The organism is Micromonospora sp. WMMA1996, assembly GCF_002573675.1.
GTDB lineage: Bacteria > Actinomycetota > Actinomycetes > Mycobacteriales > Micromonosporaceae > Micromonospora > Micromonospora sediminicola.
In genome coordinates, this window is the sequence record NZ_PDHU01000003.1 from 796863 (window position 1) to 821968 (window position 25106).

General features: G+C 73.9%; 24 protein-coding genes and 2 tRNA genes. 10 read left to right on the plus strand and 16 right to left on the minus strand.

All coding sequences use genetic code 11. From position 1 onward, the window contains the following. Position 1: 1 nt before the first annotated feature. The 4 genes from COO58_RS23385 to COO58_RS23405 form a co-directional block, all read right to left on the minus strand. Positions 2-808 (minus strand): sigma-70 family RNA polymerase sigma factor, encoded by an 807-nt coding sequence (locus COO58_RS23385; RefSeq protein WP_091570891.1) that lies wholly within the window; start codon positions 806-808, stop codon positions 2-4. 241 nt (positions 809-1049) lie between these two features. Next, complete coding sequence (locus COO58_RS23390) at positions 1050-1709, minus strand: alpha/beta family hydrolase (RefSeq protein ID WP_369700215.1); 660 nt, start codon at positions 1707-1709, stop codon at positions 1050-1052. Positions 1710-2370: 661 nt separating this feature from the next. After that, a complete protein-coding gene (locus COO58_RS23400) occupies positions 2371-2763 on the minus strand; it encodes a WhiB family transcriptional regulator (RefSeq protein WP_091570883.1) in 393 nt (130 codons plus the stop codon). Between the two features lie 212 nt (positions 2764-2975). Then, the gene (locus COO58_RS23405) at positions 2976-3683 is read right to left on the minus strand and encodes an SOS response-associated peptidase (protein WP_098747196.1); all 708 of its coding nucleotides are present in this window, start codon (positions 3681-3683) and stop codon (positions 2976-2978) included. A gap of 102 nt (positions 3684-3785) precedes the next feature. On the opposite strand from COO58_RS23405, the gene aroA reads away from it, so the two are divergent. The 4 genes from aroA (at position 3786) to COO58_RS23425 (ending at position 8081) form a co-directional block, all read left to right on the plus strand. Beyond that, entirely contained in the window at positions 3786-5087 is a 1302-nt protein-coding gene (aroA, locus tag COO58_RS23410) for a 3-phosphoshikimate 1-carboxyvinyltransferase (RefSeq protein WP_098747198.1), read from the plus strand. A 162-nt stretch (positions 5088-5249) separates the two neighbouring features. After that, entirely contained in the window at positions 5250-6185 is a 936-nt protein-coding gene (gene rsgA / locus COO58_RS23415; protein ID WP_091576977.1) for a ribosome small subunit-dependent GTPase A, read from the plus strand. Between the two features lie 61 nt (positions 6186-6246). Then, complete coding sequence (gene hisN / locus COO58_RS23420; protein WP_098747200.1) at positions 6247-7065, plus strand: histidinol-phosphatase; 819 nt, start codon at positions 6247-6249, stop codon at positions 7063-7065. 59 nt (positions 7066-7124) lie between these two features. Further along, positions 7125-8081, plus strand: a complete 957-nt coding sequence (locus tag COO58_RS23425; protein WP_176558958.1) for a hypothetical protein — start codon at positions 7125-7127, stop codon at positions 8079-8081. On the opposite strand, the gene COO58_RS23430 is transcribed toward COO58_RS23425, so the two are convergent. Continuing rightward, positions 7979-9232, minus strand: coding sequence for a glycosyltransferase (locus COO58_RS23430; RefSeq protein ID WP_091570865.1), 1254 nt, complete (start codon positions 9230-9232; stop codon positions 7979-7981). The two genes, COO58_RS23425 and COO58_RS23430, sit on opposite strands and share 103 nt — an antisense overlap. A gap of 192 nt (positions 9233-9424) precedes the next feature. Here COO58_RS23430 and COO58_RS23435 point away from each other — a divergent pair, with 192 nt between their 5' ends. The 3 genes from COO58_RS23435 (at position 9425) to COO58_RS23445 (ending at position 11820) form a co-directional block, all read left to right on the plus strand. Beyond that, positions 9425-10426, plus strand: coding sequence for an SDR family oxidoreductase (locus COO58_RS23435; protein ID WP_091570862.1), 1002 nt, complete (start codon positions 9425-9427; stop codon positions 10424-10426). Positions 10427-10482: 56 nt separating this feature from the next. Then, a complete protein-coding gene (locus tag COO58_RS23440) occupies positions 10483-11166 on the plus strand; it encodes an ATP-binding protein (RefSeq protein ID WP_255292752.1) in 684 nt (227 codons plus the stop codon). Between the two features lie 81 nt (positions 11167-11247). Next, complete coding sequence (locus COO58_RS23445; protein WP_091570855.1) at positions 11248-11820, plus strand: DUF5709 domain-containing protein; 573 nt, start codon at positions 11248-11250, stop codon at positions 11818-11820. 4 nt (positions 11821-11824) lie between these two features. Here COO58_RS23445 and COO58_RS23450 read toward each other — a convergent pair whose 3' ends face one another. Both COO58_RS23450 and macS read right to left on the minus strand, forming a co-directional pair. Next, positions 11825-12457 carry a response regulator transcription factor gene (locus COO58_RS23450; protein ID WP_172968067.1) on the minus strand — a complete coding sequence of 211 codons (633 nt, stop codon included), beginning with the start codon at positions 12455-12457 and terminating at the stop codon, positions 11825-11827. Between the two features lie 11 nt (positions 12458-12468). Further along, positions 12469-13590 carry a MacS family sensor histidine kinase gene (gene macS, locus COO58_RS23455; RefSeq protein WP_098747397.1) on the minus strand — a complete coding sequence of 374 codons (1122 nt, stop codon included), beginning with the start codon at positions 13588-13590 and terminating at the stop codon, positions 12469-12471. A 115-nt stretch (positions 13591-13705) separates the two neighbouring features. Here macS and COO58_RS23460 point away from each other — a divergent pair, with 115 nt between their 5' ends. Further along, entirely contained in the window at positions 13706-14173 is a 468-nt protein-coding gene (locus tag COO58_RS23460; protein ID WP_091570843.1) for an ATP-binding protein, read from the plus strand. A 20-nt stretch (positions 14174-14193) separates the two neighbouring features. On the opposite strand, the gene COO58_RS23465 is transcribed toward COO58_RS23460, so the two are convergent. Continuing rightward, positions 14194-15132 (minus strand): ribose-phosphate pyrophosphokinase, encoded by a 939-nt coding sequence (locus COO58_RS23465; RefSeq protein WP_091570839.1) that lies wholly within the window; start codon positions 15130-15132, stop codon positions 14194-14196. Between the two features lie 65 nt (positions 15133-15197). On the opposite strand from COO58_RS23465, the gene glpK reads away from it, so the two are divergent. Further along, complete coding sequence (glpK, locus tag COO58_RS23470; protein WP_218012414.1) at positions 15198-16682, plus strand: glycerol kinase GlpK; 1485 nt, start codon at positions 15198-15200, stop codon at positions 16680-16682. A 111-nt stretch (positions 16683-16793) separates the two neighbouring features. Here glpK and COO58_RS23475 read toward each other — a convergent pair whose 3' ends face one another. Further along, a complete protein-coding gene (locus tag COO58_RS23475; RefSeq protein ID WP_098747204.1) occupies positions 16794-17531 on the minus strand; it encodes a VOC family protein in 738 nt (245 codons plus the stop codon). A 1-nt stretch (position 17532) separates the two neighbouring features. After that, on the minus strand, positions 17533-18366 hold the full coding sequence (locus COO58_RS23480; RefSeq protein WP_091570827.1) for a phosphoribosylaminoimidazolesuccinocarboxamide synthase: 834 nt from the start codon (positions 18364-18366) through the stop codon (positions 17533-17535). A gap of 122 nt (positions 18367-18488) precedes the next feature. On the opposite strand from COO58_RS23480, the gene COO58_RS23485 reads away from it, so the two are divergent. Then, positions 18489-19808 (plus strand): ABC transporter substrate-binding protein, encoded by a 1320-nt coding sequence (locus COO58_RS23485; RefSeq protein WP_098747205.1) that lies wholly within the window; start codon positions 18489-18491, stop codon positions 19806-19808. 48 nt (positions 19809-19856) lie between these two features. On the opposite strand, the gene COO58_RS23490 is transcribed toward COO58_RS23485, so the two are convergent. From COO58_RS23490 to COO58_RS23515, 6 genes are all read right to left on the minus strand, one after another. Then, on the minus strand, positions 19857-20105 hold the full coding sequence (locus COO58_RS23490; RefSeq protein ID WP_091570819.1) for a hypothetical protein: 249 nt from the start codon (positions 20103-20105) through the stop codon (positions 19857-19859). 106 nt (positions 20106-20211) lie between these two features. After that, positions 20212-20285 (minus strand) — tRNA-Met (locus COO58_RS23495). Positions 20286-20410: 125 nt separating this feature from the next. Continuing rightward, positions 20411-20484 (minus strand) — tRNA-Met (locus COO58_RS23500). A gap of 50 nt (positions 20485-20534) precedes the next feature. Further along, positions 20535-21470, minus strand: a complete 936-nt coding sequence (locus tag COO58_RS23505; RefSeq protein WP_098747206.1) for a hypothetical protein — start codon at positions 21468-21470, stop codon at positions 20535-20537. Further along, positions 21460-21969, minus strand: coding sequence for a SigE family RNA polymerase sigma factor (locus COO58_RS23510; RefSeq protein ID WP_091570811.1), 510 nt, complete (start codon positions 21967-21969; stop codon positions 21460-21462). Before COO58_RS23510 ends, COO58_RS23505 begins: the two co-directional genes overlap by 11 nt. 150 nt (positions 21970-22119) lie before the next feature. Then, complete coding sequence (locus COO58_RS23515) at positions 22120-25104, minus strand: UPF0182 family protein (RefSeq protein ID WP_245666142.1); 2985 nt, start codon at positions 25102-25104, stop codon at positions 22120-22122. Positions 25105-25106 lie beyond the last annotated feature (2 nt).

Sequence of the window (25106 nt, forward strand, 5' to 3'; positions counted from 1 at the left end):
GTCACACCTCCCGGCCGGCGGTGGCGGTCGAGCCCTTCGACGACGCGGCGCTGAAACCGCGCTCGGCCGCGTACCCCTCGAGCAGCTTGCGCAGGTTGCGCCGCCCCCGGTGCAGGCGGGACATCACGGTGCCGATCGGCGTGCCCATGATGTCGGCGACCTCCTTGTAGGAGAAGCCCTCCACGTCGGTCAGGTAGACGGCCAGGCGGAACTCCTCCGGCAACTGCTGGAGGGCCTCCTTGACGTCGCTGTCCGGCAGCCGGTCGAGCGCCTCGGTCTCGGCCGAACGCAGACCGCTGGACGTGTGCGACTCCGCCTCGGCGAGCTGCCAGTCGGTGATCTCGTCGGTCGGCGCCTGGATCGGCTGGCGTTGCCGCTTCCGGTAGGAGTTGATGTAGGTGTTGGTCAGGATCCGGTAGAGCCAGGCCTTCAGGTTCGTGCCCTGCTCGAACTGGTGGAAGGCGGCGTACGCCTTCAGGTAGGTCTCCTGGACCAGGTCCTCGGCATCCGCCGGGTTGCGGGTCATCCGCAGCCCGGCAGCGTAGAGCTGATCGACGAAGGGCATCGCGTCCCGCTCGAAGCGGGCCCTGCGCTCGTCCGTCTTCTCGGTGGTCAACCGCACATCCCCTCGCGTCGGATGCTTTCCCGCCGAGGATACGCGTAGCCGGGAGCCGGCAGATTCAGTTCCCGAGTGTGTGCCGGTGCTCACGGCCGACCCCGACGCGGGCCACTCCGGCGCGTCGAGCAGCCGCCGGAGCCGCCGTTCGTCCCGTTCGTCCCGCTCCCGGTTCCGTGTCTCGATCGGCACCGGTCACCCCCCTCGCGCTGACAATGTCATCCAAGGGGCTTCAACGCGAAGCGCGGGCCGTCGCATTCCATCGCACCGGCTCGACCACCCGTCCACCCGTTCCCGGCCCCAGCCTCGGCCGCGACCGACGCTGGGACCAGGAAGGGCCTGGGAGGTGACCCCGGCGCGCCCGAACCGGGCGGCCGGCGCCACCCGGTGCAACGACCACCGCCGGGGAGGGTCACGCCTCCCGGACCGTGGTTCAGCTCAACCAACCGCGAGCGGCGAGCCAGTCGCGGACCGCCGCCGCCGTACCCGTCGGATCGACCCGCAGGTCGTGGCGCTCCCCCGGCCGGACCACCACCTCGACTCCCGGCCCCGCGGCGGGTACACCGAACGGGTCCCGGTCGCCGTTGACCACCAGCGTCGGCAGGCCGGTGTCCAGTTCCGCCGCCCGCGAGCGTTCCGGCCGCCCCGGCGGGTGCAGGGGGAACGCCAGCGCCACCACCCCCGACGCCCCGACCGTCCCGGCGGTCCGGCAGGCCACCCGGGCGCCGCTGGACCGGCCGCCCACCACCCAGCGGCCGGCGTCGGGCAGGCGTCGGCGCAGCTCGGCCAGCACCGCCGTCCAGGCCTCGTCGAGGTGCCCGGCCGGTGCCGGCGCGCGCCGGCCGGCGACCCGGTAGGGCTGGGTCACCAGCACCACTCCCGCCCCGGCGTCGCACACCGCGTCGCGGACCGCGACCAGGTCCGGCGCGTCCACGCTCCCGCCCGCCCCATGGCCCAGCACCAGGACCGTGGAACCGGCCGCCGCCGGCGGGTCGAGCCGGATCCGGGCCGGCCCCCGCGGAGTGTCGATCTCGTCGTCGTGCCGCACCGCTTCATTCTGCGCGGATCTCGTCGTCGTGCCGCACCGCCTCATTCTGCGCGCGACGTCACGCGACGCGACGCACGACGCGGAAGGGAGGGACATCCCACCCAGCCACGGCCTCAGCCGCCTGCGGCCCACGGCTCGTCGCTCACGGCGCACGGCCCCCGCTGGCGGCGCACAGCACACGGCTCACGGCTGACAGCTCGCGGCGCGGCACGCCGCACGCCGCACGCCGCACGCCGCACGCCGCACGCCGCACGCCGCACGCCGCACGCCGCACGCCGCACGCGAGATCTTGGTACGGAATGGCCCCTATAGGGGCCCTTTCCTACCAAGATCTCCGCCGGTCTCATTCCTTGGAAGCGGAATCCCGCCCAGTGGCAAGTCACCGACCGAAGAGGCCACGGCCACGGCCACGGCCACGGCCACGGCCACGGCCACGGCCACGGCTGAGCCAAGCACGGGGAACGCGGCCGGGACCGGACCGAGGCGCGCCAGGCACCCCGGGCCGGCCGCGCACGACGACGCCCGTCGACACCGCGTCAGATCGGCATCGTCGCCGACGCTTGATCAGCGCGACCGGACAACCCCGCCGGCACCGATCGGTGCGCGATCGGTATTCCGGCGCCCGCGGACGGCACCAATGATCGCTGCGAGATCGGCAGTGCCGTTACCCGCGGGCCGGCGAACCGGACCGCGGGTAACGGCGCGATCAGCTCAACGGCACCAGCGTGAGCAGACGGTCCCGGACCGGCGGGCCGGCCTCGTCGATCGCGTCCGGATCCGGCTGCACCTCGCTGCGCCAGGCGACGAGCATGGCCCGCCGCTCACGCGGCGTGGTGCCGCCCCAGACGCCGTGACAGTCGCCGACCTCCAGCGCCCAGGCCAGGCAGGAGCCCTGGACGTCGCAGGTGCGGCAGAGTGCCACCGCCGCGTCGGCCGGCTCGTTGGGCGCCGGGAAGAACGTCTCCGGATCGACGCTCTGGCAGGTGCCTCTGGTGCGCCAGGCGTCGTCCTGTCGCCGTTCGCGCAGAGCCCGTAGCAGTCGTGGATCGCGCCGCGCGGCGGCCACCTCGTGCGGGCGGGGCATGCGTGCCCGTGTCAATACACCCACCTCCCCCGTGGGACCGGCGAGGATCTTCGAAGAGATCGATGGGTGTCATCCGCCCCGTGCGAACGGACACCCACCACCGGCGCTGTGTTCTATCGCACTCGCGCACGCGGGGACAAGGGTCTCCGGTAAACCTGGCTGAACGTCCGGGCGACGTTTCAGGCGTAACCCCGGCAAATCAGCACACGACAATGTGCCGAGCGTGATCAGAACAGCGTCAGTTCGGAATCCGCCTCCGCCCCCGCCCGGCCGACCCGTCGGATCAGCTCCGGCCCGTCGTTGCGGACGTCGCCGACGGCCGGTGAGACCGGCCGGATCTCCAACCCGGCGAGCTGCGCGTCGTCGGGCGGGGCGAGCAGCGCGGCGGGCTCGTCGGTCGGGCCGAGCCACGCCGCCCAGCGGTCCGGGGACAGCAGCAGCGGCATCCGGTCGTGCACCTCGGCCAGCTCGCCGAGCGCCGCGGTGGTCAACACGCTGAACGTCAGCCGGGCCTGGCCGGCCGACTCCCAGAGCGACCAGATGCCCGCGAACGCCAGCACCGAGCCGTCCCGTGGGGTCATGAAGTAGGGCTGCCGACCGCCGTCGGGACGACGGACCCACTCGTACCACCCGTCGGCCGGGACCAGGCAGCGCCGGCGGGCGAAGGACGGGGCGTACGCGCGGCTGGTGGCGACCGTCTCGACCCGCGCGTTGATCATGCGGGCGGCGCCGGCGGCACTGCGGGACCAGGGCGGGAGCAGGCCCCAACGCCCGAGGGAGAGCAGCCGGTGCCCCTCGGGCGCGAGCCGGACCAGCGGCACCGGATCGGTCGGGGCGACGTTGAAGTCGGGCCCGACGCCGCCGGTGGAGTCGACCGACTCGAACAGCGCGCTCAGGTCCCCCGCGCTCCGGGTCGTCGCATACCTCCCGCACATGGCGCCCACGCTAGCCCCACCCCGGGGTTTCGGCTGTCCCGCTCACCGGGAGCAGGGCGCGGGGACGGTTCCACCGGGCCGTCGGGTTGGCAGAATGGAGGCGTGGGGAATCTGACCGCGACGCGTCCGCCGCAGCCGTGGACCGCGCCGACCGCGAGCGACCCGGTCGCCGCGACGCTGCGCCTGCCCGGCTCCAAGTCCATGACCGCCCGGGCCCTGGTGCTCGGCGCGCTGGCCAGCGGGCCGTCGACGCTCGCCCGGCCGCTGCGCGCCCGCGACACCGAGCTGATGGCCGGCGGCCTGCGCGAGCTGGGGGCCCACATGTCGGCCTCCGACGACGACCGCTGGCTGGTCCGGCCGCACCCGCTGGTCGGTCCGGCGCACGTCGACGTCGGGCTGGCCGGCACCGTGATGCGCTTCCTGCCCCCGGTGGCCGGGCTGGCCGCCGGGCGGGTCACGTTCGACGGCGACCCGCACGCGCGCACCCGTCCACTCGGCCCGCTGATCGGCGCGCTGCGCACGCTCGGCGTCCGCATCGACACCCCACCGACCGGCAGCCTGCCCCTGGTGGTCCTCGGCGCCGGCCGGGTGACCGGCGGCGAGGTCGTCATCGACGCCTCCGCGTCCAGTCAGCTGGTCTCCGGGCTGCTGCTGGCCGCCCCCCGCTTCGACCGGGGCGTGGTGGTCCGGCACCAGGGCCCGCCGGTGCCGTCCGCGCCGCACCTGCGGATGACCGTGCAGATGCTGCGGGCCGCCGGGGCGGCGGTGGACGACACCACGCCCGACGTCTGGGTGGTCGAGCCCGGCCCGCTCACCGGGCGCGGCTGGGAGATCGAGCCCGATCTCTCCGGCGCCGCGCCGTTCTTCGCCGCCGCGCTGGTCACCGGCGGTGAGGTCACGCTCCAGGGCTGGCCGCGCAGCAGCCTCCAGCCGGTCGAGCAGCTGCGCGAGCTGCTGCACCGGATGGGCGGCGAGGTCACGCTCGGCACCGACGGGCTGACCGTGCGGGGCACCGGCACGGTCCGGGGGCTGGACGCCGACCTCTCCGACGTGGGTGAGCTGACCCCGGTGCTGACCGCGCTCACCCTGCTGGCCGACGGCCCGTCCCGGCTGACCGGGATCGGTCACATCCGGGGCCACGAGAGCGACCGGGTCACCGCGCTGGCCAAGGAGTTCGCCGGGCTGGGCGCGGACGTCACCGAGACCCACGACGGCCTGGAGATCCGGCCCCGACCGCTGCGCGGCGGCACGTTCCGGACGTACGCCGACCACCGGATGGCGCACGCCGCGGCCGTGGCCGGCCTGGCCGTCCCCGGCATCGAGGTCGACGACGTGACGTGCACCTCGAAGACCATGCCGGAGTTCCCGGCACTATGGTCGGGGATGGTGACCGGCAAGAACTGACAGCGGGGGGACGTCCTGGCGACCAAGCGGCGGGAGTACGACGAGGACGACGTCCGGGTACGCCCCGGCAGGTCGTCGCGGCCCCGTACGCGCACCCGGCCCCGGCACGCCGACGCCGTCGACGGGTTCGTGATCGCCGTGGACCGGGGGCGCTACACCTGCGTGCTGCCCGACGCCGGTCCCGAAACCCCGGTCGTCACCGCCATGCGCGCCCGCGAGCTGGGACGCAAGTCGGTGGTGGTGGGCGACCGGGTGGGGCTGGTCGGCGACACCTCCGGCGCGTCCGGCGCGCTGGCCCGCATCGTCCGCATCGCCGAGCGCCGCTCCGTGCTGCGGCGCACCGCCGACGACGACGAGACCACCGCCGAGGGCCGGCTGGAGCGGGTGGTGGTGGCGAACGCCGACCAGTTGGTGATCGTCAGCGCGCTGGCCGACCCGCCGCCGCGCACCGGGTTCATCGACCGCTGCCTGGTGGCCGCGTACGACGCCGACATCGAGCCGCTGCTCTGCCTCACCAAGGCCGACCTGGCCGGCCCGGAGGCGGTGCTCGGCTACTACACCGAGCTGGAGCTGCCGTACGTGCTGATCCGCCCGGAGTCCGACCTCGCCGAGCTGCGGGCGCTGCTCGCCGGCCGGATCTCGGTGCTGGTGGGCCACTCCGGGGTGGGCAAGTCGACGCTGGTCAACCGTCTGTGCCCGGATGCGGAGCGGGCGGTGGGCACGGTCAGCGCGATCGGCCGCGGCCGGCACACCTCGACCAGCGCGGTGGCGTTGCGCCTGCCGCCGCCGCCCGATCCGGCCGGTGACCCGGGTTGGATCGTCGACACCCCCGGCGTCCGCAGCTTCGGGCTGGCGCACGTCTCGGCGGAGAGCCTGCTGCACGGCTTCCCCGACCTGGTGGAGGCGACCGTCGACTGCCCGGCCAACTGCCCGCACACCGCCGACGAGGCGGACTGCGCGTTGGACGCCTGGGTGGCCGCCGGCAAGGCGGACCCGCGCCGGCTGGCCTCGTACCGGCGGTTGCTGGCCTCGCGCAGCGGCGAGGGCGACCCGCGCGAGCCCGAGCGCAACCCGGGCGACCCGCTCGCCGGGTCCTGACCGGCGGACGGACGCCCCACCCGCCGGTGCCGCCGGCGCGGCCGGCGCTAGCGTGTCGACCATGACCGGGTACGCCGACGACCTCGCCCTCGCCCACCTGCTCGCCGACGCCGCCGACGCCGTCTCCACGGCCCGGTTCCGCGCCCTCGACCTGCGGGTCGAGTCGAAGCCGGACCTGACCCCGGTCTCCGACGCGGACACCGCCGTGGAACGGGAGATCCGGGCCCTGCTGGCCACGCACCGACCGGACGACGGCCTGCTCGGCGAGGAGTACGGGGAGCAGCCCGCCGCCGGCCCGGACGGGCGGCGCTGGGTGGTCGACCCGATCGACGGGACGAAGAACTTCGTCCGGGGCGTACCCGTCTGGGCCACCCTGATCGCGTTGCTGGAGCACGACCGGCCGGTGCTCGGCCTGGTCTCCGCGCCGGCGCTCGGGCGGCGCTGGTGGGGCGCGGTCGGCGCGGGGGCGTTCGCCGGGCCCGGTCCGACCGAGGCGACGCCGATCCGGGTCTCCGGCGTCACGGCGCTGGCCGACGCCAGCGTCTGCTACTCCTCGCTCACCGGATGGGAGCAGGCCGGTCGGCTGGACGCGATGCTCCAGCTCATGCGGGACACCTGGCGCAGCCGAGCGTACGGCGACTTCTACGGCTACATGCTGCTGGCCGAGGGCGCGCTGGAGGTGATGGTGGAGCCGGAGCTGTCGCTGTGGGACATCGCCGCGCTGGTCCCGATCGTCACCGAGGCCGGCGGCACGTTCACCGACCTGGCCGGGCGGCCCGCGCCGGCCGGCGCGGACTCCGGCGACATCAGCGCGATCGCCAGCAACGGCGCGCTGCACGACGACATCCTGCGCCGGCTCGGCCGGCCGGCCGAGCGCTGACCCGGCGGGAGCTCTATCCTCGCCAGGTGGTCTCCTCCGGCTGGTGCTTCCTCGCGGCGATGATCGTCGCGTACGGCTTCGCCAACCTCCTCCAGTCGGTCGCCGCCGCGCGGACCACCGTGCACCACACGTTCGACCCGGGGCTGCTGCTGCGGCTGGCCGGCCACCGGACGTACCTGATCGGGCTGACCTGCCAGGTCGTCGGCTTCGTGCTGGCCTTCCTGGCCCGCCGCGACCTTCCGCTGTTCCTGGTCCAGGCGAGTGTGGCGGCCGGGCTCGGGGTGACCGCCGTGCTCGGTGTGCTGGTGCTGAAGTGGCGTCTGCCGGCCGCCGAGGTGGCCCTGCTGGTGCTGCTCTTCGGTGGGATCACCGCGCTGGTGCTCTCCGCCGAGCCGGCGCCGTCGCGGCAGCTGGGCACCGCCGGGTTGATCAGTCTGGTGGTGGCGCTCGGCGCGATCGCCGTGTCCGGCTTCTTCGCCGCCCGGCTGCACGGCGCGCCCGGGTCGGTGGTGCTCGGCTCGCTGGCCGGGATGGCGTTCTCCGCCGCCGCGGTGGCGGCCCGGCCGCTCGCCTCGGCCGACTCGGCGGAGGCGTTCGTCCGCGACCCCCTGCTCTACCTGCTCATCGCCCACTCGGTGGTCGGCCAGCTGCTGCTCGGCCTGGCGATGCAGCGCGGCTCGACCACGGCCGCGGTGGCCGCGATGGACGCCGCCGGCGCGGTGCCCGCGGCGATCGTCGGCCTGCTGCTGCTCAACGACAAGATCTGGCCGGGGCGGGAGTGGCTGGCCGGGCTCGGCTTCCTGGTCACGCTGGCGGCCGTGGTGGGCCTGACCCGGTACGCCGAGCCGCAGCACCACCACGCGACCGCCCGTGACCGGGGGCCGGCGATGATCGGCGCCGGAGTGGTGCCCGCTCAGGCCGCCTCGACCGGTCCCCGGGCCTCGACGACCACCTCGACCGGCGGGGTCGGCTCCACCGGGGTGGCCGGACGACGGCGCCCGATCACCCGCTCGTAGAGACGCTCCAGCGCCGCCGCCGTCCGTTCCCAGGTGTAGCTGCACCGCACCCGGTCCACCGCGGCGTGGCCGTACGCGAACCGCCCGGCGTTGTCGGTGAGCATCCGGCGCAGCGTCACCCCGAGGGTGCGGACGTCGCCCGGGGGCACCAGCTTGCCGGTCACCTCGTCCACCACGGCGTCGGCGATGCCGCCCATGGCGTAGCCGACCACCGGCACCCCGCAGGCCATCGCCTCCAGCGAGACGCGGCCGGCGGACGAGTAGTGCGGCGTGCAGGCCACCACGTCGGCGGAGCGGTACCAGGTGGCCATCTGGTCGTGCGGGACCGCGCCGACCAGCTTCACCTGTTCGGCCACCCCGGCCCGCTCGGCCAGCTCGCGCAGCCGGCGCGCCTCGGCGTGGCCGGCCAGCCGTTCGGCCGGCGGTCCGCCGGCGATCACCAGCTCGGCGTCGCCGACCAGTCGCATCGCCCGGATCAGGTCGTCCTGGCCGTGGCCGGCGGAGAGCCCGCCCACGGAGAGGATCCGGGCGCGCTGGTCCCGGGGGGCGGCCTCGCCGTCCGGGTGGAACTGGCCGAGGTCCACGCCGGTCGGCACCATCGCCACCGAGGTGCGCTGGAGGCCCATCCGGGTCAGCTCGTCGACCTCGTCGTTGCACTGGGCGACCGCCACGTCCACGGCCCGGGTCAGCGCCCGCTCCAGCGGGATGCGCTCGCCCGGCCCGCCGTAGCTCCGGCCGAGGTGACGCAGCTGCTCGACGCCGAGCGAGTGGAAGGTCTGCACCACCGGGATGTCGGTGGCCCGGACCGCGTGGGCGGCGGCGAGACCGCCCACCCAGTAGTGACCGTGCACGACCTCGGGGGCCCACTCACCGGCCCACTCCTGCGCCAGCCAGCGGCCGAACTCGGACACGTACGGCACCAGTTCGGCGGTGGGCAGCGGGTCGGCCGGGCCGACCGGCACCCGTTCCAGGCGGTAGCCGTCCAGCTCGGTGAGCGCGGGCTGGGCCGCCGCGTCGCGGCGTTCGTACACCCGGACCTCGTGGCCCCGGGCGGCGAGTTCCGCCGCCACACGCGCAATGTGCTCCTGGGTCCCGACGGTGGGACCGTCGGTGGACGAGCCGGCGTGCGCGCATACAAGGCCGACGCGCATGGTGCACCTCCATGCGTTCTCGCGAGCGGGGTCTCCCGGTCAGAGCGTCCCATTAACCCGGGTCCGGTGCGCCCAAACCTGGCAGATCGCCGGTGGCGACGGAGCGTCGCGCGGGCGGGACACCGTGCCGACCGGTCCCGATCAGGCCGACCCGGGCGGCATGACCGGCCGGCGCGGGGGTACCGGCGAAGGATGCCGCTCACCCGCACCCTCGCCGACGCCACCGTCGTCATCACCGGCGCCTCCAGCGGGATAGGCGCGGCCACCGCCTACGCGCTGGCCCGTCGTGGCGCCGCCGTGGTGCTGGCCGCCCGGACCGAGGCGGCGTTGGAGCGGGTCGCCGCGCACTGCCGGGAGCTGGGCGGGCGCGCGCTGGTGGTGCCCACGGACGTGACCGATCCGGATGCGGTGGAGCGGCTGGCGGCGCGCGCGGCGGCCGAGTTCGGCCGGATCGACGCCTGGGTCAACAACGCGGCCGTCGGCACGGTGGGGCTGTTCGACGAGATCCCGGTGGCCGAGTTCCGCCGGGTGGTCGAGGTGAACCTGCTCGGCACCGTGCACGGGATGCGGGCCGCGCTGCCCTGGCTCGGGGCGGCCGGGGGCGGCGTGCTGGTCAACAACGCGTCCGTGCTGGCCGAGGTGGCCATGCCGTACCAGTCGGCGTACAACGCCGCCAAGCACGCCATCCGGGGACTGGCCGACACGGTCCGGCAGGAGCTGCGGGTGACCGGCCGGGGCGCCATCTCGATCTGCACCGTGCTGCCGGCCACCATCGACACGCCGTTCTTCCGGCACGCGGCGAACCACACCGGCCGGGAGCTGACCCCGCCGCCGCCGGTCTACCCGCCGGAGATGGTGGCGGAGACGATCGTCCGGCTGCTGCGCCGTCCCCGCCGGGAGGCGTACGCGGGGGGCGCGGCCCGGCTGATCGGGCTCCAGTGGCGGCTCGCCCCGGCGGTGGCCGAGCGGGTGCTCGGCTGGTACACCGCGCGCACCCAGTTCGGTCCCGGCGTACGCCTGGACGCCACCGGCAACGTGTTCACCCCCGACGCGGCCGCCGAGCGGACCGACGGCTGGTCGGGTCGGCGCGGCCAACTCCTGCGGCTGACCGCGGCGTTCGGGCTGGCGGCGGCCGGCACGGCGGTCGGCACCGTCGCGGCGATCGGCCGACGGTCCCGGGCCGGTCGCTCATGAGTCCCGTCGACCGGACCGATGCGCGGGGGGAGGCCGACGTGCACAATGGGACGATCATGCCGACGGACGCACGTTGCCTGGTCGAGACCGCCGAATCCTCCGCGACGGTCCGGCTGACCGGTGTGCTCGACCGGGCCGGGGTCGACGCCGTGCGGGGCGCGCTGCTCGGCCGGCTCTGGGCCCGGCCGGGGCCGATGGTGGTCGACCTGTCCGGGGTCCGGATCCCCGACCCGCAGGCGCGCGAGGCGCTTGACGAGGTCGGCCGCGCGGTCGCCGACTGGCCCGCCACCGACCTGCTGTTCGTTTCCGGCGACCGGCCGGTCCCCCGACCGGCGGACGCGCCGCCCGAGCTGCTCGACGTCGAGCTGCTCCCGGTGGTGGAGGCCGCGCGCGAGGCCCGCGCGCTGGTCACCGACGGCTGTGCCCGCTGGGGACTGCCGGAGCTGGCCGAGCCGGCCTGCATCGCGGTCACCGAGATGGTCAACAACGTGGTGGCGCACGCCGCGACGCCGATGACGCTCCGGCTGGCGCCCCGGGGCGGCGCCCTGCACGTGGCGGTACGGGACCACGCCGCCGGGCGTCCGACGTACGCGGGGCCGGCCCCGGTCGACTCGGTGGGCGGCCGGGGGCTGCTGCTCATCGACGTGGTGGCCCGGCGCTGGGGCAGCACCGCGCTGCCCGACGGCAAGGTGGTGTGGTGCGTGCTCCACGCCGAGGACGAGGCGGCCTTCCGCAACTGAGGCGGGGTTTTCGCCCTCTTGCTCCCGATCCACCCGCTCGGTCGCGGTTAATGCGGTCAACGCAGTGGGTAGTTCACCCCCATGCGCGACGACGAGTACCCCACCCCCGTGTCCGACCCCGAGGCGGAGGGCCTGCCCGACACCGCCGACGACGACTCGACCGCCAACGACGACGTCCTGACCGGGCGCGAGGCGGACGGTCCCGAGCCGGCCCAGATCCCGGGTGACCGCACGCCGGTCGCGGTGGACCGGTTCGGCACCACGGCGGAGGAGCAGCTCGACGGCGAGTCGCTGGACTACAAGCTCGACCGCGAGCAGTACGAGCGGCCCGCCGACGACCCGCTCGCCGGCCCGGTCGACCCGGACATCGCCGCCGAGGCGGACAGCGAGGAGGCCGCGGCGCAGGCCCAGCTCGACGCGGACGTGATCGACCCGGGGCCGGTCTCCGACCCGAACTCCCCGGTCTCGATCTACGACCACGGCCAGCTCGGCACCGTCGCCGACCACCAGGTGGGCCGGCTGGTCGAGCCGGACGAGGGCGCGCGCACCGACCAGGAGACCGACAACGTCGCCTACGACGCCGGCGCGGCCGGCGGCGGCGCCACCGCGGAGGAGCTGGCGATCCACGAGACCCGGCCGCCCGAGGCGCGCTGAGCTCTCAGCCGTCCAGGCCCCGCTCGATGGCGTACCGGGTCAGCTCGACCCGGTTGTGCAGCTGGAGCTTGCCCAGGGTGTTCTGCACGTGGTTCTGCACCGTCCGGTGGGACACCCCGAGCCGCTCGGCGATCTGCTTGTAGGACAGCCCCTTGGCGACCAGACGCAGCACCTCGGTCTCCCGTTCGGTGAGCCGGGGTGCGTCGTCGTGCGGGGTCGGCGGCGCGGCCGCGAGCCGCCGGTACTCCCCCAGCACCAGCCCGGCCAGGCCGGGCGTGAACACCGGCTCCCCGGCCGCGGTGCGGCGAACCGCGTCGAGGAACTCGGCCGGGGCGGCCGACTTCACCAGGTAGCCGGTGGCCCCGGCCTTGACCGCGTCCAGCACGCTCTGCGGCTCGCCGCTGGCCGACAGCATGAGCACCCGCACGTCGGGCAGGGCGGCGCGCAGCCCGTGGATCACCTCCACACCGGAGACGTCCGGCAGTTGCAGGTCGAGCACGACCAGGTCGGGCCGGGCCGCCGCGGCCACCCGGACCGCCTGCCGTCCCTCACCGCTGGTCGCCACCACCTGGTGGCCGGCCTCGGTGAGGTCGCGGGCCACCCCTTCCCGCCACATCGGGTGGTCGTCGACCACCATCACCCGGATGCTCACCGCCGGCTCCTCGGCACGATCAGCTCGAACTCGGTCCCGGCGCCCGGCGTGGAGACGATCCGCACCTCACCGCCCAGATCGACCACCCGGCCCCGGATGGACTGGGCCACCCCGAGGCGCCCCTGCGTGGCGGCCTCCGCCAGCCGCCCCTCCGGAATGCCCGGCCCCTCGTCGCGTACCGAGACGGTCACCGTCTCCTCCTCGTCCTCGATCAGCACCCAGGCCCGCCCACCGGCGTGCCGGGCCACGTTGTCCAGCGCCGCGCCGACCGCCGCGGCCAGCTCCCCGGCCGTCCGCGCCGGCAGCGGCACCGGGGTCGCCGGGGCGGCCACCTGGACCGTGGCCGAGGCGTACCGGTCGAGCAGGTCCCGCAGGTCCCGCTCGTCGGTGTCCCGGTCCGGCGCGACGCCCGCCCGGCCGATCAGCGCCCGCAACGCGGCCTCCTGCTCACCGGCCAGCCGGGCCAGCTCCGCCGCCTCGCCGTCCAGGTCCGCGCCGCGCCGCCGGACCAGCGCGAGCACCTGGAGCACCGAGTCGTGAATGTCCCGGGCCAGCCGTTCCCGCTCGCGGGTCGCCGCCTCCAGCTCCACCGCCCGCTGCAACCGGGCCTCCGCCTCGACGGCCAGCCGGGCCACGTGCCCGACCACGACGCCGGCCAGCAGCATCAGGATCGCGCCGGTCAGCGCGGACGGGCTGATCCGGTCCCGAGTGGCCAGGTCGGCGCCGCCGAGCACCAGCGCGGCCACCGCGCCGCGCCGCCGACCGCCGGAGACCGCCCAGGCCAGCACCGGCCCGGCCAGCCAGGCGACGGTCAGCGTGGGCACGCCGGCGGCGAGCGCCGCGCGGCCCACCACCCAGGGCGTGGCCAGGATGATCGCGAGCACCACGCCGAGGTCGGCCAGGAGCAGCGGCCAGCGCCGTCCGTCCGGGCGTCCGTAGCCGGCCGCCGTGACACCGGTCCAGGCCAGCATCGCCAGCAGGACGGCGCCCGCGGCGACCGGGTGCGCGTACCGGGTGGCGTCGCGCAGCACGAGCAGGCCGACGTACGCCAGCGAGGCGAAGCGGAACACCGCGATGGACCGCCAGAACGGGCCTTCCAGGCCGGAGGACGACGGCATGGGCGTCACCATGCCACAGCCCGTCACCGGCGGGCCGCCTGGTGCGGGCCGATAAACCCTGACGTACGGTGGAAATGCCGCGAAAGTCGTCGAGAAGCAGCGCTGGGACGGGGTCATGACGGACGGAGAATCCCCCGCACAGCGTACGGTTGTGCCCATCGAACCTTCCCTCCTCATCGCCGAGGCCTTCGACCAGGCCCAGGTGACCGAGCTTCGGCACTCGGTCACCTCCTGCGCGCACGCGACGGGGCTGGCCGGCCAGCGACTCGACGACTTCGTGCTGGCGGTCAACGAGCTGATCACCAACGCGGTTCGGCACGGCGGCGGGCAGGGCCGGCTGCGGCTCTGGCGCCGGGGCGGCGACCTGGTCTGCGAGGTGGCCGACCACGGCCAGGGGATCAGCGAGCGACGCTTGCGCGACCGCGACCGGCCGGCGCCGGATACCGCCGGCGGTTGGGGGCTCTGGCTGGCCCGGGAGCTGAGTGACTCGATGGAGGTGGAGACCGGCGACGCCGGCACCGTCGTCCGGATCACCGCGGCCCTGGGCGCCCGGCGGCCCGCCGACCATCCGCTGGACGGCTGACCGGCCACCGGGCCGCCCGCTCAGCCGAAGAGGGCGCTCACCGACTCGCCGTTGTGGATCCGACGCATCGCCTCGGCCAGGGCCGGCGCCACGGAGAGCACCTCCAGCTTCGGCACCCGCTTCTCCACGGGGATCGGCACCGTGTTGGTGCAGACGATCTCCAGCACACCGTCCTGGGCGCTCAGCCGCTCCAGCGCCCCGCTGGAGAACAGACCGTGCGTGCAGGCCAGCCGGATCGACCGGACCTGCCGCTCGCGCAGGTGCGAGATCAACTCGATCACCGTGCTGCCCTTGGCGATCTCGTCGTCGAGCACGATCACGTCCCGGTCCGCCACGTCACCGATGATCGTGCTGATCTGCACCCGGTCGTCGCTGAAGCGCTGCTTGGCGCCGGCCGCGACCGGGGTGCCCAGCATCCGGGCGAACGCGGCGGCCTCCTTGGCGTTGCCGAGGTCGGGCGAGACGACCACCGCGTTGCTCAGGTCGTACCCCTTGAAGTGGGCGGCCAGCTCGCGCAGCGCGTGCAGGTGGTCCACCGGGACGCTGAAGAAACCGTGCACCTGGGGCGAGTGCAGCGTCATGGCCAGCACCCGGTGCGCCCCGGCCGAGGTGAGCAGGTCGGCCACGAGCCGCCCGCCGATGGAGATGCGCGGGGCGTCCTTCTTGTCCGACCGGGCGTACGCGTAGTGCGGCAGCACCACGGTGATCCGGCCGGCCGACGCGCCCCGGGCGGCGTCGATCATGAGCAGCAGCTCGACCAGGTGCTCCTGCACCGGCGGCACCAGTGGCTGGATGAGGAAGACGTCGCGCTCCCGGCAGTTGGCCTGCAACTGCACCTCGAGGCAGTCGTTGGCGAACCGGGACACCCGCACCGGGTGCAGCGGAACGTCGAGGTGGGCACAGATCTCGGCGGCGAGGTCCGGGTGGGCGGTCCCGCTGAACACGGCAATGTCACGCACGTCTGGTGATCGTACGGGTCGATCGAGGGGAGACGGTGGACGCTCCCGGCGGGTACGGTGCTGCGGTGACCGGAGAGTTCGTCGCCGCCATCGACCAGGGCACCACCTCCTCGCGGTGCATCGTCTTCGACGCCGACGGCGAGATCGTCGCGGTGGCCCAACGCGAACACCGGCAGATCTTCCCGCGGCCCGGCTGGGTCGAGCACGACGCGGACGAGATCTGGGCATGCGTCGAGCACGTGGTGCGCGAGGCGCTGGCGAGCGCCGACATCGGTCCGGAGCAGCTGGCCGCGGCGGGCATCACCAACCAGCGCGAGACCACAGTGGTCTGGGACCGGGCCACCGGTCGGCCGGTGGCCAACGCGATCGTCTGGCAGGACACCCGCACCGGCCCGCTGCTGCGCGAGCTGGCCGAGGCGTACGACGAGGAGCGGCTGCGCGCCCGCACCGGCCTGACCCTGGCGACCTACTTCGCCGGCCCGAAGCTGCGGTGGCTGCTGGACCACGTCGACGGGCTGCGTGAGCGGGCCGAGCGGGGCGAGGTGCTGTTCGGCACGATGGACAGCTGGCTCATCTGGAAGCTGACCGGGCGGCACGTCACCGACGTCACCAACGCCAGCCGCACCCTGCTGATGGACCTGGAGACCCTCGACTGGGCCCCGGAGCTGCTCGACGCGCTCCGCATCCCGGCCGCGATGCTGCCCGAGATCCGCAGCTCGGCCGAGGTCTACGGCACCGCCGACGGAGTCCTCGCCGGGGTGCCGGTGGCCAGCGCGCTCGGCGACCAGCAGGCCGCGCTGTTCGGGCAGACCTGCTTCCAGCCCGGCGAGGCCAAGTGCACCTACGGCACCGGCAGTTTCCTGCTGCTCAACACCGGCGCCAGCCCGGTGCCCTCCCGGCACGGCCTGCTCACCACCGTGGCCTACCGGATCGAGGGCCAGCCGGCCGTGTACGCGCTGGAGGGCGCGATCGCGGTCACCGGCTCGCTGGTGCAGTGGCTGCGCGACAACCTCGGCCTGATCTCCACCGCCCCGCAGGTCGAGGAGCTGGCCCGCACCGTCGACGACAACGGCGGCTGCTACGTGGTGCCGGCGTTCTCCGGCCTGTTCGCCCCGCACTGGCGCAGCGACGCCCGGGGCGTGATCGCCGGCCTGACCGGCTACATCACCAAGGGGCACCTGGCCCGCGCGGTGCTGGAGGCGTCCGCGTTCCAGACCCGCGAGGTGGTCGACGCGATGAACGCCGACTCCGACGTGGCGCTGCGCCGGCTGCGGGTGGACGGCGGGATGACCGGCAACGCGCTGCTCATGCAGTTCCTCGCCGACGTGCTCGACGTGCCGGTGGTGCGGTCCCGGATCACCGAGACCACCTGCCTCGGCGCCGCGTACGCCGCCGGCCTGGCGGTCGGCTTCTGGCCCGACCTGCCCACGCTGCGGGACAAGTGGCGCTCCGACGCCCAGTGGGAGCCGGCCATGGACCCTGCGCACCGCGACCGCGAGCTGCACCAGTGGCACAAGGCCGTCCAACGCACCCTGAACTGGGAAGACTGACCCCTCCCCCGACCTTCGCGATCTTGCACTTGCTGCCCCGACATCCGGGGCGTTCCGGACGGATCACGGGCCGAAAGTGCAAGATCGTGAGCGGCGGGGCGGGGGCAGGGCTCAGCTCGGGGTGAGGACGCAGAACTCGTTGCCCTCGGGGTCGGCCATGACCCGCCAGTGCATCTCGGGGTCGCCCAGGTCGATGGCGGTGGCGCCGAGCGTGCGCAACCGGGCCACCTCGGCCGCCAGGTCGTCCCCGGCATAGGGGCGGACGTCGAGGTGGACGCGGTTCCACCCGGGCTTCGCGTCGGTGCTGCGGACGAACTCCAGGTAGGGGCCGACGCCGGCGGCGGAACGCAGTGACGCGTACCGGTCGGTGACCTCGTGCCGGGTCCAGTCCGTCGCCTCGCCCCAGAACCGCGCCATCTCCCGCGGGTCCGCGCAGTCGACCACCACCGCGGCGATCGGCCCGGTGTCCCGGTAGACCTCGCGCGGCTCCAGCACGCAGAACTCGTTGCCCTCCGGGTCGGCCATGACCGTCCACGGGACGTCACCCTGGCCGATGTCGACGGCTGTCGCGCCGAGGCCCGTCAGCCGCGCGACCAGCTCCGCCTGGTGCTCCGGCGAGGTGGTGGCGAGGTCGACGTGCACCCGGTTCTTCGCCGTCTTGGGTTCCGCGGAGACCACGAGGTCGATGAAGAGGGCGGAGGGATCGGGATACGGGACGCCCGGCGGTTCGAGGTTGATCACCCCGGGCGCCTCGCTGGAGGTCTCCCAGCCAAGGACCCTCGCCCAGAACGCGCCCAGCGCGACCTCGTCGCCGGCCTTGAAGTTGATCTGGACAAGCCGCGTCGTCATGTCAGTCCCAACGGTTTCCGGTGAGCTTCTCGTACACCTCGACGTAGCGGGCCCGGGTCGCCTCGACGACCTCCGCCGGCACCTCCGGCGCCGGCGGCTGCTTGTCCCAGCCGCTGCCGGTGGCCCAGTCCCGCACGTACTGCTTGTCGAAGGAGAACTGCGCCCGGCCCGGCTGGTAGGACTCGGCCGGCCAGAACCGGGACGAGTCGGAGGTGAGCAGCTCGTCGGCGAGCATCAGCGTGCCGTCCGGCGCCCAGCCCAGCTCCAGCTTGGTGTCGGCGATCAGGATGCCCCGGTCCGCGGCGATCTCGGCACCCCGCCGGTAGACGTCCAGGGTGATCTGCCGCAGCCGCTCGGCGGTCTCCGGCCCCACCTTGTCGACCACCTGGTCGTAGGTGATCGGCTCGTCGTGCTCACCCTTGGGCGCCTTGGTCGACGGGGTGAAGATCGGCTCGGGCAGGATCGACGCCTCCACCAGCCCTCGGGGCAGCGCCACGCCGGAGACCGAGCCGGTGCGCTGGTACTCGGCGAAGCCACCGCCGGTCAGGAAGCCCCGGGCCACGCACTCGACCGGCACCATCTCCAGCCGGCGGCACCGGATCGCCCGGCCGGCGAACTCCGCCGGCACGTCGGTGGCGGAGATGACGTGGTTCGGCACCAGGTCCGACAACTGCTCGAACCACCACAGCGAGAGCGCGGTGAGCAGTCTGCCCTTGTCCGGCACCGGGGTCGGCAGCGCCACGTCGTAGATGGAGATGCGGTCGGAGGCGACCAGGATCAGGTCCGCGCCGTCGGCGTAGACGTCCCGGACCTTGCCCGAGTGCAGAAGTTCCACGGCGCTAGTACACCATGGGCGCGACCGCCCGCCCGGCGCGCCCACCGGCCGTCCCGCCCGGCGTTGACACCCCGGCCCGGGGCCGGTGGAATGATCCGTCCACCCCAGTTTCGGAGAGAACCGTGCGCGCTGAACGGTCCGTCCCCCGTCCCGGCCTCGACCGGCGACGGTTCCTCGGCGCGCTCACCGGGCTGCCGCTGCTCGCCGGCGGACTGGCCGGCTGCGCCCCGGAGGAGGAGGCGGCCGCCGAGGACGGCCCGATCGAGCTGTCGGTGTTCTGGTGGGGCGGCAGCCGCCGGGCCCAGGCCACCGAGCAGGCGCTGCGCCTCTACACCCAGCAGAACCCCCGGGTCAGCTTCCGGATCACCTGGCAGGGGCTGGCCGGCTACTACGACCGGCTCGCCACCCAGGGCACCGGCGGCAACGTGCCGGACCTGTTCCAGATCGACGACACGCTGCTCACCGAGTACACCCGCCGCGACATCCTGCTCGACCTCACCGCGTACGCCGACGACGGCCGGCTCGACCTGCGCGACCTGCCGGAGCAGTTGGCCCGCTACGGCCGGGTGGACGAGCGGACCGTGGCGGTGCCCGCCGCCCAGACCAACGCGGCGCTGGTCTACAACCGCGACCTGCTGCGCTCGCTGGACCAGCCCGAGCCGCGCACCGGCATGTCCTGGAAGGAGTACGCCCGCTGGGCCGCCCGGGTCACCCGGTCGTCCGGTAACCGGGTGGCCGGCTCCATGGACGCCTCCGGCGACTACCGGGCGCTCTGGCTCTGGCTGCGCGGCCAGGGCAGCGAGCTGTACCAGGGGCGGCAGCTCGGCTTCAGCTCGGCGGAGCTGCTCTCCTGGTTCGAGTTCTGGGAGGTCGCCCGCTTCGACCGGGTCACCCCGAGCGCCGCGCTCGTGGAGCAGGCGGACACCGGCGAACTGAACCGCCAGCTCGTGGTCACCGGCCACACCGCGGCCTCCTTCGCCTGGTCCCACCAGCTGCCGGAGTTGCAACGCCTCACCGAGGACGAGCTGGGCGCGGTCGCCTTCCCCGGCACGCCGGCCGCGCAGTGGCCCCGGGCGTCGATGTACTGGGCCGGTTTCCGCGGCACCCGGCACCCGGGTGTGGTGGTGGACGTGCTCAACTTCCTCACCAGCAACGTGGCGGCCGGCCGGATCCTCGGCGTGGAGCGGGGCGTGAACCCCAGCACCCAGGTCCGCACGTACGTGGCCGCGGGCGTGACCGACCGGGCCGAGAAGCGGGTGACGAGCCTGGGCGTGGAGCTGGACGAGCTGGCCGGCCCGGCGCCCGCGCCGCCGCCGAAGGGGCACGCCAAGGTGCGGACGTTGCTCATCGAGGCGGCCGAGAGCATCCGGGGCAAGCGGGCCGGCGCCCGATCCGCGACCTCCCGGTTCATGGCCCGGGCGAACGCCGCCCTGGCCGAGTGACCGCCGCCCGCCACGCGTGGGCGCGGCGGGCGGAGCCCCGGGTGGTCGTCAGCGCGGCGGGCGGTTCCGCCGGTTCCGCGTCAACAGCACCACCAGCAGCACGATCCCGCCGACCACCACGAGGCAGCAGAGCAGGCCGAGGAAGCCGAAGCCGCCCCGGGACCGCCGTCGTGCGGCCTCCACCACGAGCTCACCGGTGCCGGTCGACGCCCAGGCCGCGACCGGTACGAAGACCGAGAGCGCGACCGTTCCGAGGACCGCGCCCAGGCGGCCCCACCATCTGTTCCATCCAGCCATGCCCCCATCCTTGCCGAGGTGCGCAACCGGGGCACGCCGGACGCGGCGGAGGAATCCGGAAACGGCGAAGGGCCCCGGAGCGAACTCCGGGGCCCTTCGTCACGAGTAGCGGGGACAGGATTTGAACCTGCGACCTCTGGGTTATGAGCCCAGCGAGCTACCGAGCTGCTCCACCCCGCGTCGGCTCGTACAGCTTATCGCACTGGAATCGTGGAGATCAGCCGGGTCCCCGATCCCGCCGAAGAGGCCCGACGGGGGGAACGGCGAAGGGCCCCGGAACGGATTCCGGGGCCCTTCGTCACGAGTAGCGGGGACAGGATTTGAACCTGCGACCTCTGGGTTATGAGCCCAGCGAGCTACCGAGCTGCTCCACCCCGCGTCGGCTCGACAACCGTAGCGCACCGACCCGGGGAGGCGCAAAACGGGTGCTCAGTCCAGCCACCGCCGGAGCGCGTCGACCGCCCGCCGGCTGTCCGCGTCGAACTGGGCGCGCTCGGTCGAGGTGCTCTCCCAGCCCTGCTCCCACAGCACCGTCACCACGTCACCGGATCGCACCGCGCGCACCAGGTGCACCTCGTCGCCGCCGCTCGGCTCGCCGTTGGCGTCCAGGTAGGGCCTGCGCGTCTCGAACAGCACCGACTCGTCGCCGTACCCGGAGTCGGGCAGCAGGCGCTGACGCACGATCGTCGACGGTGCCTCGGGGACCGGCTGCGCGGGGCAGGCCCGGACGGCCATCCGCAGCTCGGCCAGCGCCTCGCCGGCGCGCCCGGCCCGGTAGATCGTGATGCTGTGCCGGTAGCTGCCGGAGGGCACCGCGTCGGCCGGCGCGCCGGCCCGCCGGTACGGCAGCGTCCGGGCCCGCGACGCGACGATCGACTCGGTGCCGGGGCGCGATCCGCAGAGCACCGGCAGCACCGCTCCCGGGCCGAACTGGTTGCCCGTACCGGCGTCGTTGGCGGCGGGCAGGGCGAAGAACGCCCGGTCCGGGATCGCGGTCGGAGCCCCCGCCGTCGGACGTCCGGCACTCGACGGCGCGGCCGGGCTCCGGCCCCCCGGGGTACGGGTGCCGGAGGGTGTGGACGGGGCGGGCGAGGGCTTCTCGGCCAACCCGGCGGTGGTGGGCGGCGGGGCGGGCGCCGGCGTACCCGCGGGCGGCGGCGCGACCGGTTCCGGCCCGGCGGCGAGTACCAGTTGGCTGCCGGCCACCGTGGCGGCGACCAGACCGGCGACCGCCAGCGACGCGAGCGCGGCCCGGTGCCGGGCCCGACGGTCCGCGCCGTGACGCAGCCGGTCCGGCGACGGCAGCACCCGCTCGTCGGTGTCGTCGGCCAGGGCGTGGTAGTAGCGGTGCAGTTCACGCGACATCGTTGACCTCCAGCTCCTCGGCGGCGACATCGGGCAGCAACTCGGCCAGCCGGGCCCGTCCGCGGGACAGCCAGGACTTCACGGTGCCGGCGGGGACGCCCGCCTCCCGGGCGATCTCCTCCACCGGCAGGTCGAACAGGTAGTGCAGGGCGAGCGCCTGCCGGTGCCGGGCGGGCAGCCGCCGCAGCGCCGCCACCAGCAGGACGGTGTCCTCGCCCGGTGGTCCGACGTCGTCGGGCGGGCCGGTGCGGCTGACCGCCAGTCGCCAACCGCGCAGCCGCCGGAACCGGTCGGTCGCGAGCCGGCTGATCACCAGCCGCAGCCACGCCTCCGGCGCGGGATGGCCGGCGAGCTTCGCCCACTGCCGCCAGGCCCGGGCGTACGCCTCCTGCACCAGGTCCTGGGCCTCGGCGGGGTCGTCGGCCACCGCGTGGCCGTACCGGAGCGCCCGCCCCGACGTGCTGCGGTAGAAGTCGTCGAAGCTGTTCGCGTCACGCATCTGCCCTCCCGCCTCCCCTCACGTCCACCTGCTCTGTTGACGGTGGAGCGGGGTGCCGGGTTGCGGCCGGGAAGTCCGGTACACGACACGAGCCCGTGCTCCGGTGACCGCTGCGGGTCCCGGAGCACGGGCTCGTGGTGTCGCTCGGCGTCAGCCGTTCGGTGAGGGTGAGGGTGAGGCTGGCGCCGACGGCGAGGCGCTGCCCGAGGGCGCCGGGCCGGCCGACCCGTTGGCCGCCGCCTGGGCCTGCTGGAAGGCGGCCATCGCCTCGTCGAGCGCCTTGAGCGCCCGCCCGTACCGCTCGAAGTCGCCGGACGTCTGCGCGGCCTTGACCTCGGCGATCGCGGCCTGCACCTGGCCGGCGGCCTGGGCCAGCTCACCGGTGAGCGGCGGCGGGGTGTTCGTGCCCCCGGTCGGCGGCGGCGTGTTCTCGTCGTCGCTCGGCGGCGGCGGGGTGCCGTTCTGGGCGCGTTTGCCCTGTTCGACGAGCTGTTTGATGCCGTCGCTGAGGTTGTTGGCGAGCACCACGTACGAGCCGCCGTCGCCGTAGGAGAGCAGCACCTTCTGCAACAGCGGGTACGCGTCCTGGCTGCTGCTCTTCACATAGACCGGCTCGACGTAGAGCATCCCGTCGGCGAACGGCAGCGACAGCAGGTTGCCGTACTGCACCTGGGCCTGGTTGGAGGAGAGCAGGTTGAGCTGCTGGCGGATGTCGCCGTTGTTGGTCATCTGCTGATGCACCTGGGTCGGCCCGGAGACCCGGGTCTGGTCCGGCAACTCCAGCACCTCCAGCTGGGGCTTGCCGTCGACGTACGAGCCGGAGACCAGCGCGGCGAGGTTCTGCCGCCCGTTCGGCGTGACCGCGGAGGTCAACTGGAAGCGGGGCCCGTCCTGCCCGGGGAACTGGGTGAACAGGTAGTAGGGCGGCTGCTTCTGCCCGCTGTCCGGCGCGTCCGGCACGTTCGGCACCTGCCAGAAGTCCTGGCCGGAGTAGAAGTCGCCGGGGTCGGTGACGTGGAACTTGGTGAGCAGGTTGCGCTGCACCTTGAACAGGTCGGCCGGGTAGCGGAAGTGCTCGGCCAGCTCCGGCGGGATGTCACCCTTGGGCAGCACGAGGTCACCGCCGAACGCCTTGTTCCACGCCTTCAGCACCGGGTCGGTGTCGTCGTACGAGTAGAGCTTGACCGTGCCGTCGTACGCGTCGACCGTCGCCTTCACCGAGTTGCGGATGTAGTTGACGTTCTCCCGGGCGAGCTGGAACGTGCCCCGGCCGGTCAGCTCGTCGGCGGTCTCCGCCTGGAGGTTGACCCGCTCGGCGTACGGGTAGGTCGCCGCCGTGGTGTAGCCGTCGACGATCCACAGGACGCGACCGTTCACCACCGCCGGGTACGGGTCGCCGTCGAGGGTGAGGAACGGCGCGACCTTCTCCACCCGGTCGCGCGGGTTGCGCACGTAGAGCAGCTTCGAGTTCTCGTTGACCGCCTCGGAGAGCAGGAAGTTCGACTCCTGCTCCTTGATCGCGTAGAGCAGCCGCCGGGGGAACGAGCCGATCTTGACGCCGCCCTCGCCGGTGTAGGTGTAGTACTGCTCGCCACCGGTGGAGGTGGGCCGGTCGAACTCGACGTTGCGGTCACCGGTCTGCCCGACGATCGCGTAGTCGTCGCCCTCCATCCGCTCGCCGTAGTAGATCCGCGGCTGCTGGGCCGGGATCTCCTCGGTCGGCGAGGAACACGCCTCCTGCGCCTTCTCCCCGAGGAAGCCGGAGACGAAGTACGGCTGGCCGCCGCAGACCACCTGGTTCGCCGGGGCGGCCACCAGGCCGTACCCGTGGGTGTAGACGGTGTGCCGGTTGATCCAGTTGTTCTGCTGGTCGGTCAGCTCGCCGTAGTTGATCTCACGGACGCCGACCACGTAGTCGGAGGTCTTGTCCTTCACCGCGTAGCGGTCGATGTCCAGCTTCGAGCCGAAGTCGTAGAAGCCGCGGACCTGCTGGAGCTGGGTGTAGGTCTCGGAGACCAGCTGCGGGTCGAGCAGCCGGACGTTCGGCACGACCGAGGTGTCGGTGGCCAGGCTGGCGGGTGGCACGAGGTTGCTCGCCGCGTACGGCGTCGTCTTCGTGACCTCGAGACCGAACGCGGACCGGGTCGCCTTGATGCTGCGTTCGATGTACGGCGCCTCCTTGTCACGGGCGCTCGGCTTCACCTCGAACGTCTGCACCGCCCACGGGTAGATGCCGCCGATCGCCACCGCGGAGACCCCGAGCAGGGCCAGCGAGATGCCCGGCCAGACCAGGTTCCGCATCACCGCGTTGGAGAACACGATGATCGCGACGGCCACCAGGACGGAGATCCAGGCGAGGATCTCCTTCGCCGGCAGCAACGCGTTCACGTCGGCGTAGCCGGCGCCGTAGAGCTTCGCGCCCTCGTTGTACTCCAGCAGCATCGCGCGCCGGTCCAGCACGTACGCGACGGCCTTGAGCAGGACGAAGACGGCGACCAGCGAGCTGAGGTGGGCGCGGGCGGCGTTGGTCATCCGGTCGCCGACACCCTGCAGGCGCACCCCGCCGAACACGTAGTGCACGGCCAGCGCGCCGAGCAGGGCCAGCACCACCGCGGTGAAGCCGACGCCGAGCAGGTAGCGCCAGAACGGGAGCTGGAAGACGTAGAAGCCGACGTCGACGCCGAACTCCGGGTCCTTCACGCCGAAGTCGCCACCGTTGCGGAACAGCAGCCACTGGGTCCACCGGCTCTGCGCGGAGAGCCCGGCGAAGAGCCCGATCACGGCGGAGGCCAGCGCGATCCAGGTGCCCAGCCGAGGGCTCAGCAGCATCCGGTAGCGCTCCAGCGTGGCCTGCTCGGCCGAGTGCGGGCGCATCCGGGGCCGCAGCCGGTAGGCCAACCAGAGGTTGCCGGCGACGATCAGCGCCATGCCGACGCCGACCACCAGGAACAACAGCAGCCGGGTGGCGAGCACGCCGGTGAAGACCTGGGTGTAGCGGACCTCGTCGAACCACAGCCAGTCGGTCCAGGCGTTGACCCCCCAACCGAGCAGGGTGAACAGCACGAACACCCCGACCAGGACCCCGATGGTGACGCGTCCGCGCCGGCTCATCCTCGGCAGGGGACTGCTACGCATGA

Coding starts and splice junctions, on each gene's coding strand:
- hisN (WP_098747200.1), top strand. CDS start 6,247: ATGACCGGGTACGCCGACGACCTCGCCCTCGCCCACCTGCTCGCCGAC.
- COO58_RS23515 (WP_245666142.1), bottom strand. CDS start 25,104: ATGCGTAGCAGTCCCCTGCCGAGGATGAGCCGGCGCGGACGCGTCACC.
- COO58_RS23510 (WP_091570811.1), bottom strand. CDS start 21,969: ATGCGTGACGCGAACAGCTTCGACGACTTCTACCGCAGCACGTCGGGG.
- COO58_RS23405 (WP_098747196.1), bottom strand. CDS start 3,683: ATGTGCGGGAGGTATGCGACGACCCGGAGCGCGGGGGACCTGAGCGCG.
- COO58_RS23490 (WP_091570819.1), bottom strand. CDS start 20,105: ATGGCTGGATGGAACAGATGGTGGGGCCGCCTGGGCGCGGTCCTCGGA.
- COO58_RS23440 (WP_255292752.1), top strand. CDS start 10,483: ATGCCGACGGACGCACGTTGCCTGGTCGAGACCGCCGAATCCTCCGCG.
- COO58_RS23390 (WP_369700215.1), bottom strand. CDS start 1,709: ATGAGGCGGTGCGGCACGACGACGAGATCCGCGCAGAATGAAGCGGTG.
- COO58_RS23430 (WP_091570865.1), bottom strand. CDS start 9,232: ATGCGCGTCGGCCTTGTATGCGCGCACGCCGGCTCGTCCACCGACGGT.
- COO58_RS23475 (WP_098747204.1), bottom strand. CDS start 17,531: ATGACGACGCGGCTTGTCCAGATCAACTTCAAGGCCGGCGACGAGGTC.
- COO58_RS23450 (WP_172968067.1), bottom strand. CDS start 12,457: ATGGTGGTCGACGACCACCCGATGTGGCGGGAAGGGGTGGCCCGCGAC.
- COO58_RS23425 (WP_176558958.1), top strand. CDS start 7,125: ATGATCGTCGCGTACGGCTTCGCCAACCTCCTCCAGTCGGTCGCCGCC.
- COO58_RS23460 (WP_091570843.1), top strand. CDS start 13,706: ATGACGGACGGAGAATCCCCCGCACAGCGTACGGTTGTGCCCATCGAA.
- COO58_RS23435 (WP_091570862.1), top strand. CDS start 9,425: ATGCCGCTCACCCGCACCCTCGCCGACGCCACCGTCGTCATCACCGGC.
- COO58_RS23505 (WP_098747206.1), bottom strand. CDS start 21,470: ATGTCGCGTGAACTGCACCGCTACTACCACGCCCTGGCCGACGACACC.
- macS (WP_098747397.1), bottom strand. CDS start 13,590: ATGCCGTCGTCCTCCGGCCTGGAAGGCCCGTTCTGGCGGTCCATCGCG.
- COO58_RS23445 (WP_091570855.1), top strand. CDS start 11,248: ATGCGCGACGACGAGTACCCCACCCCCGTGTCCGACCCCGAGGCGGAG.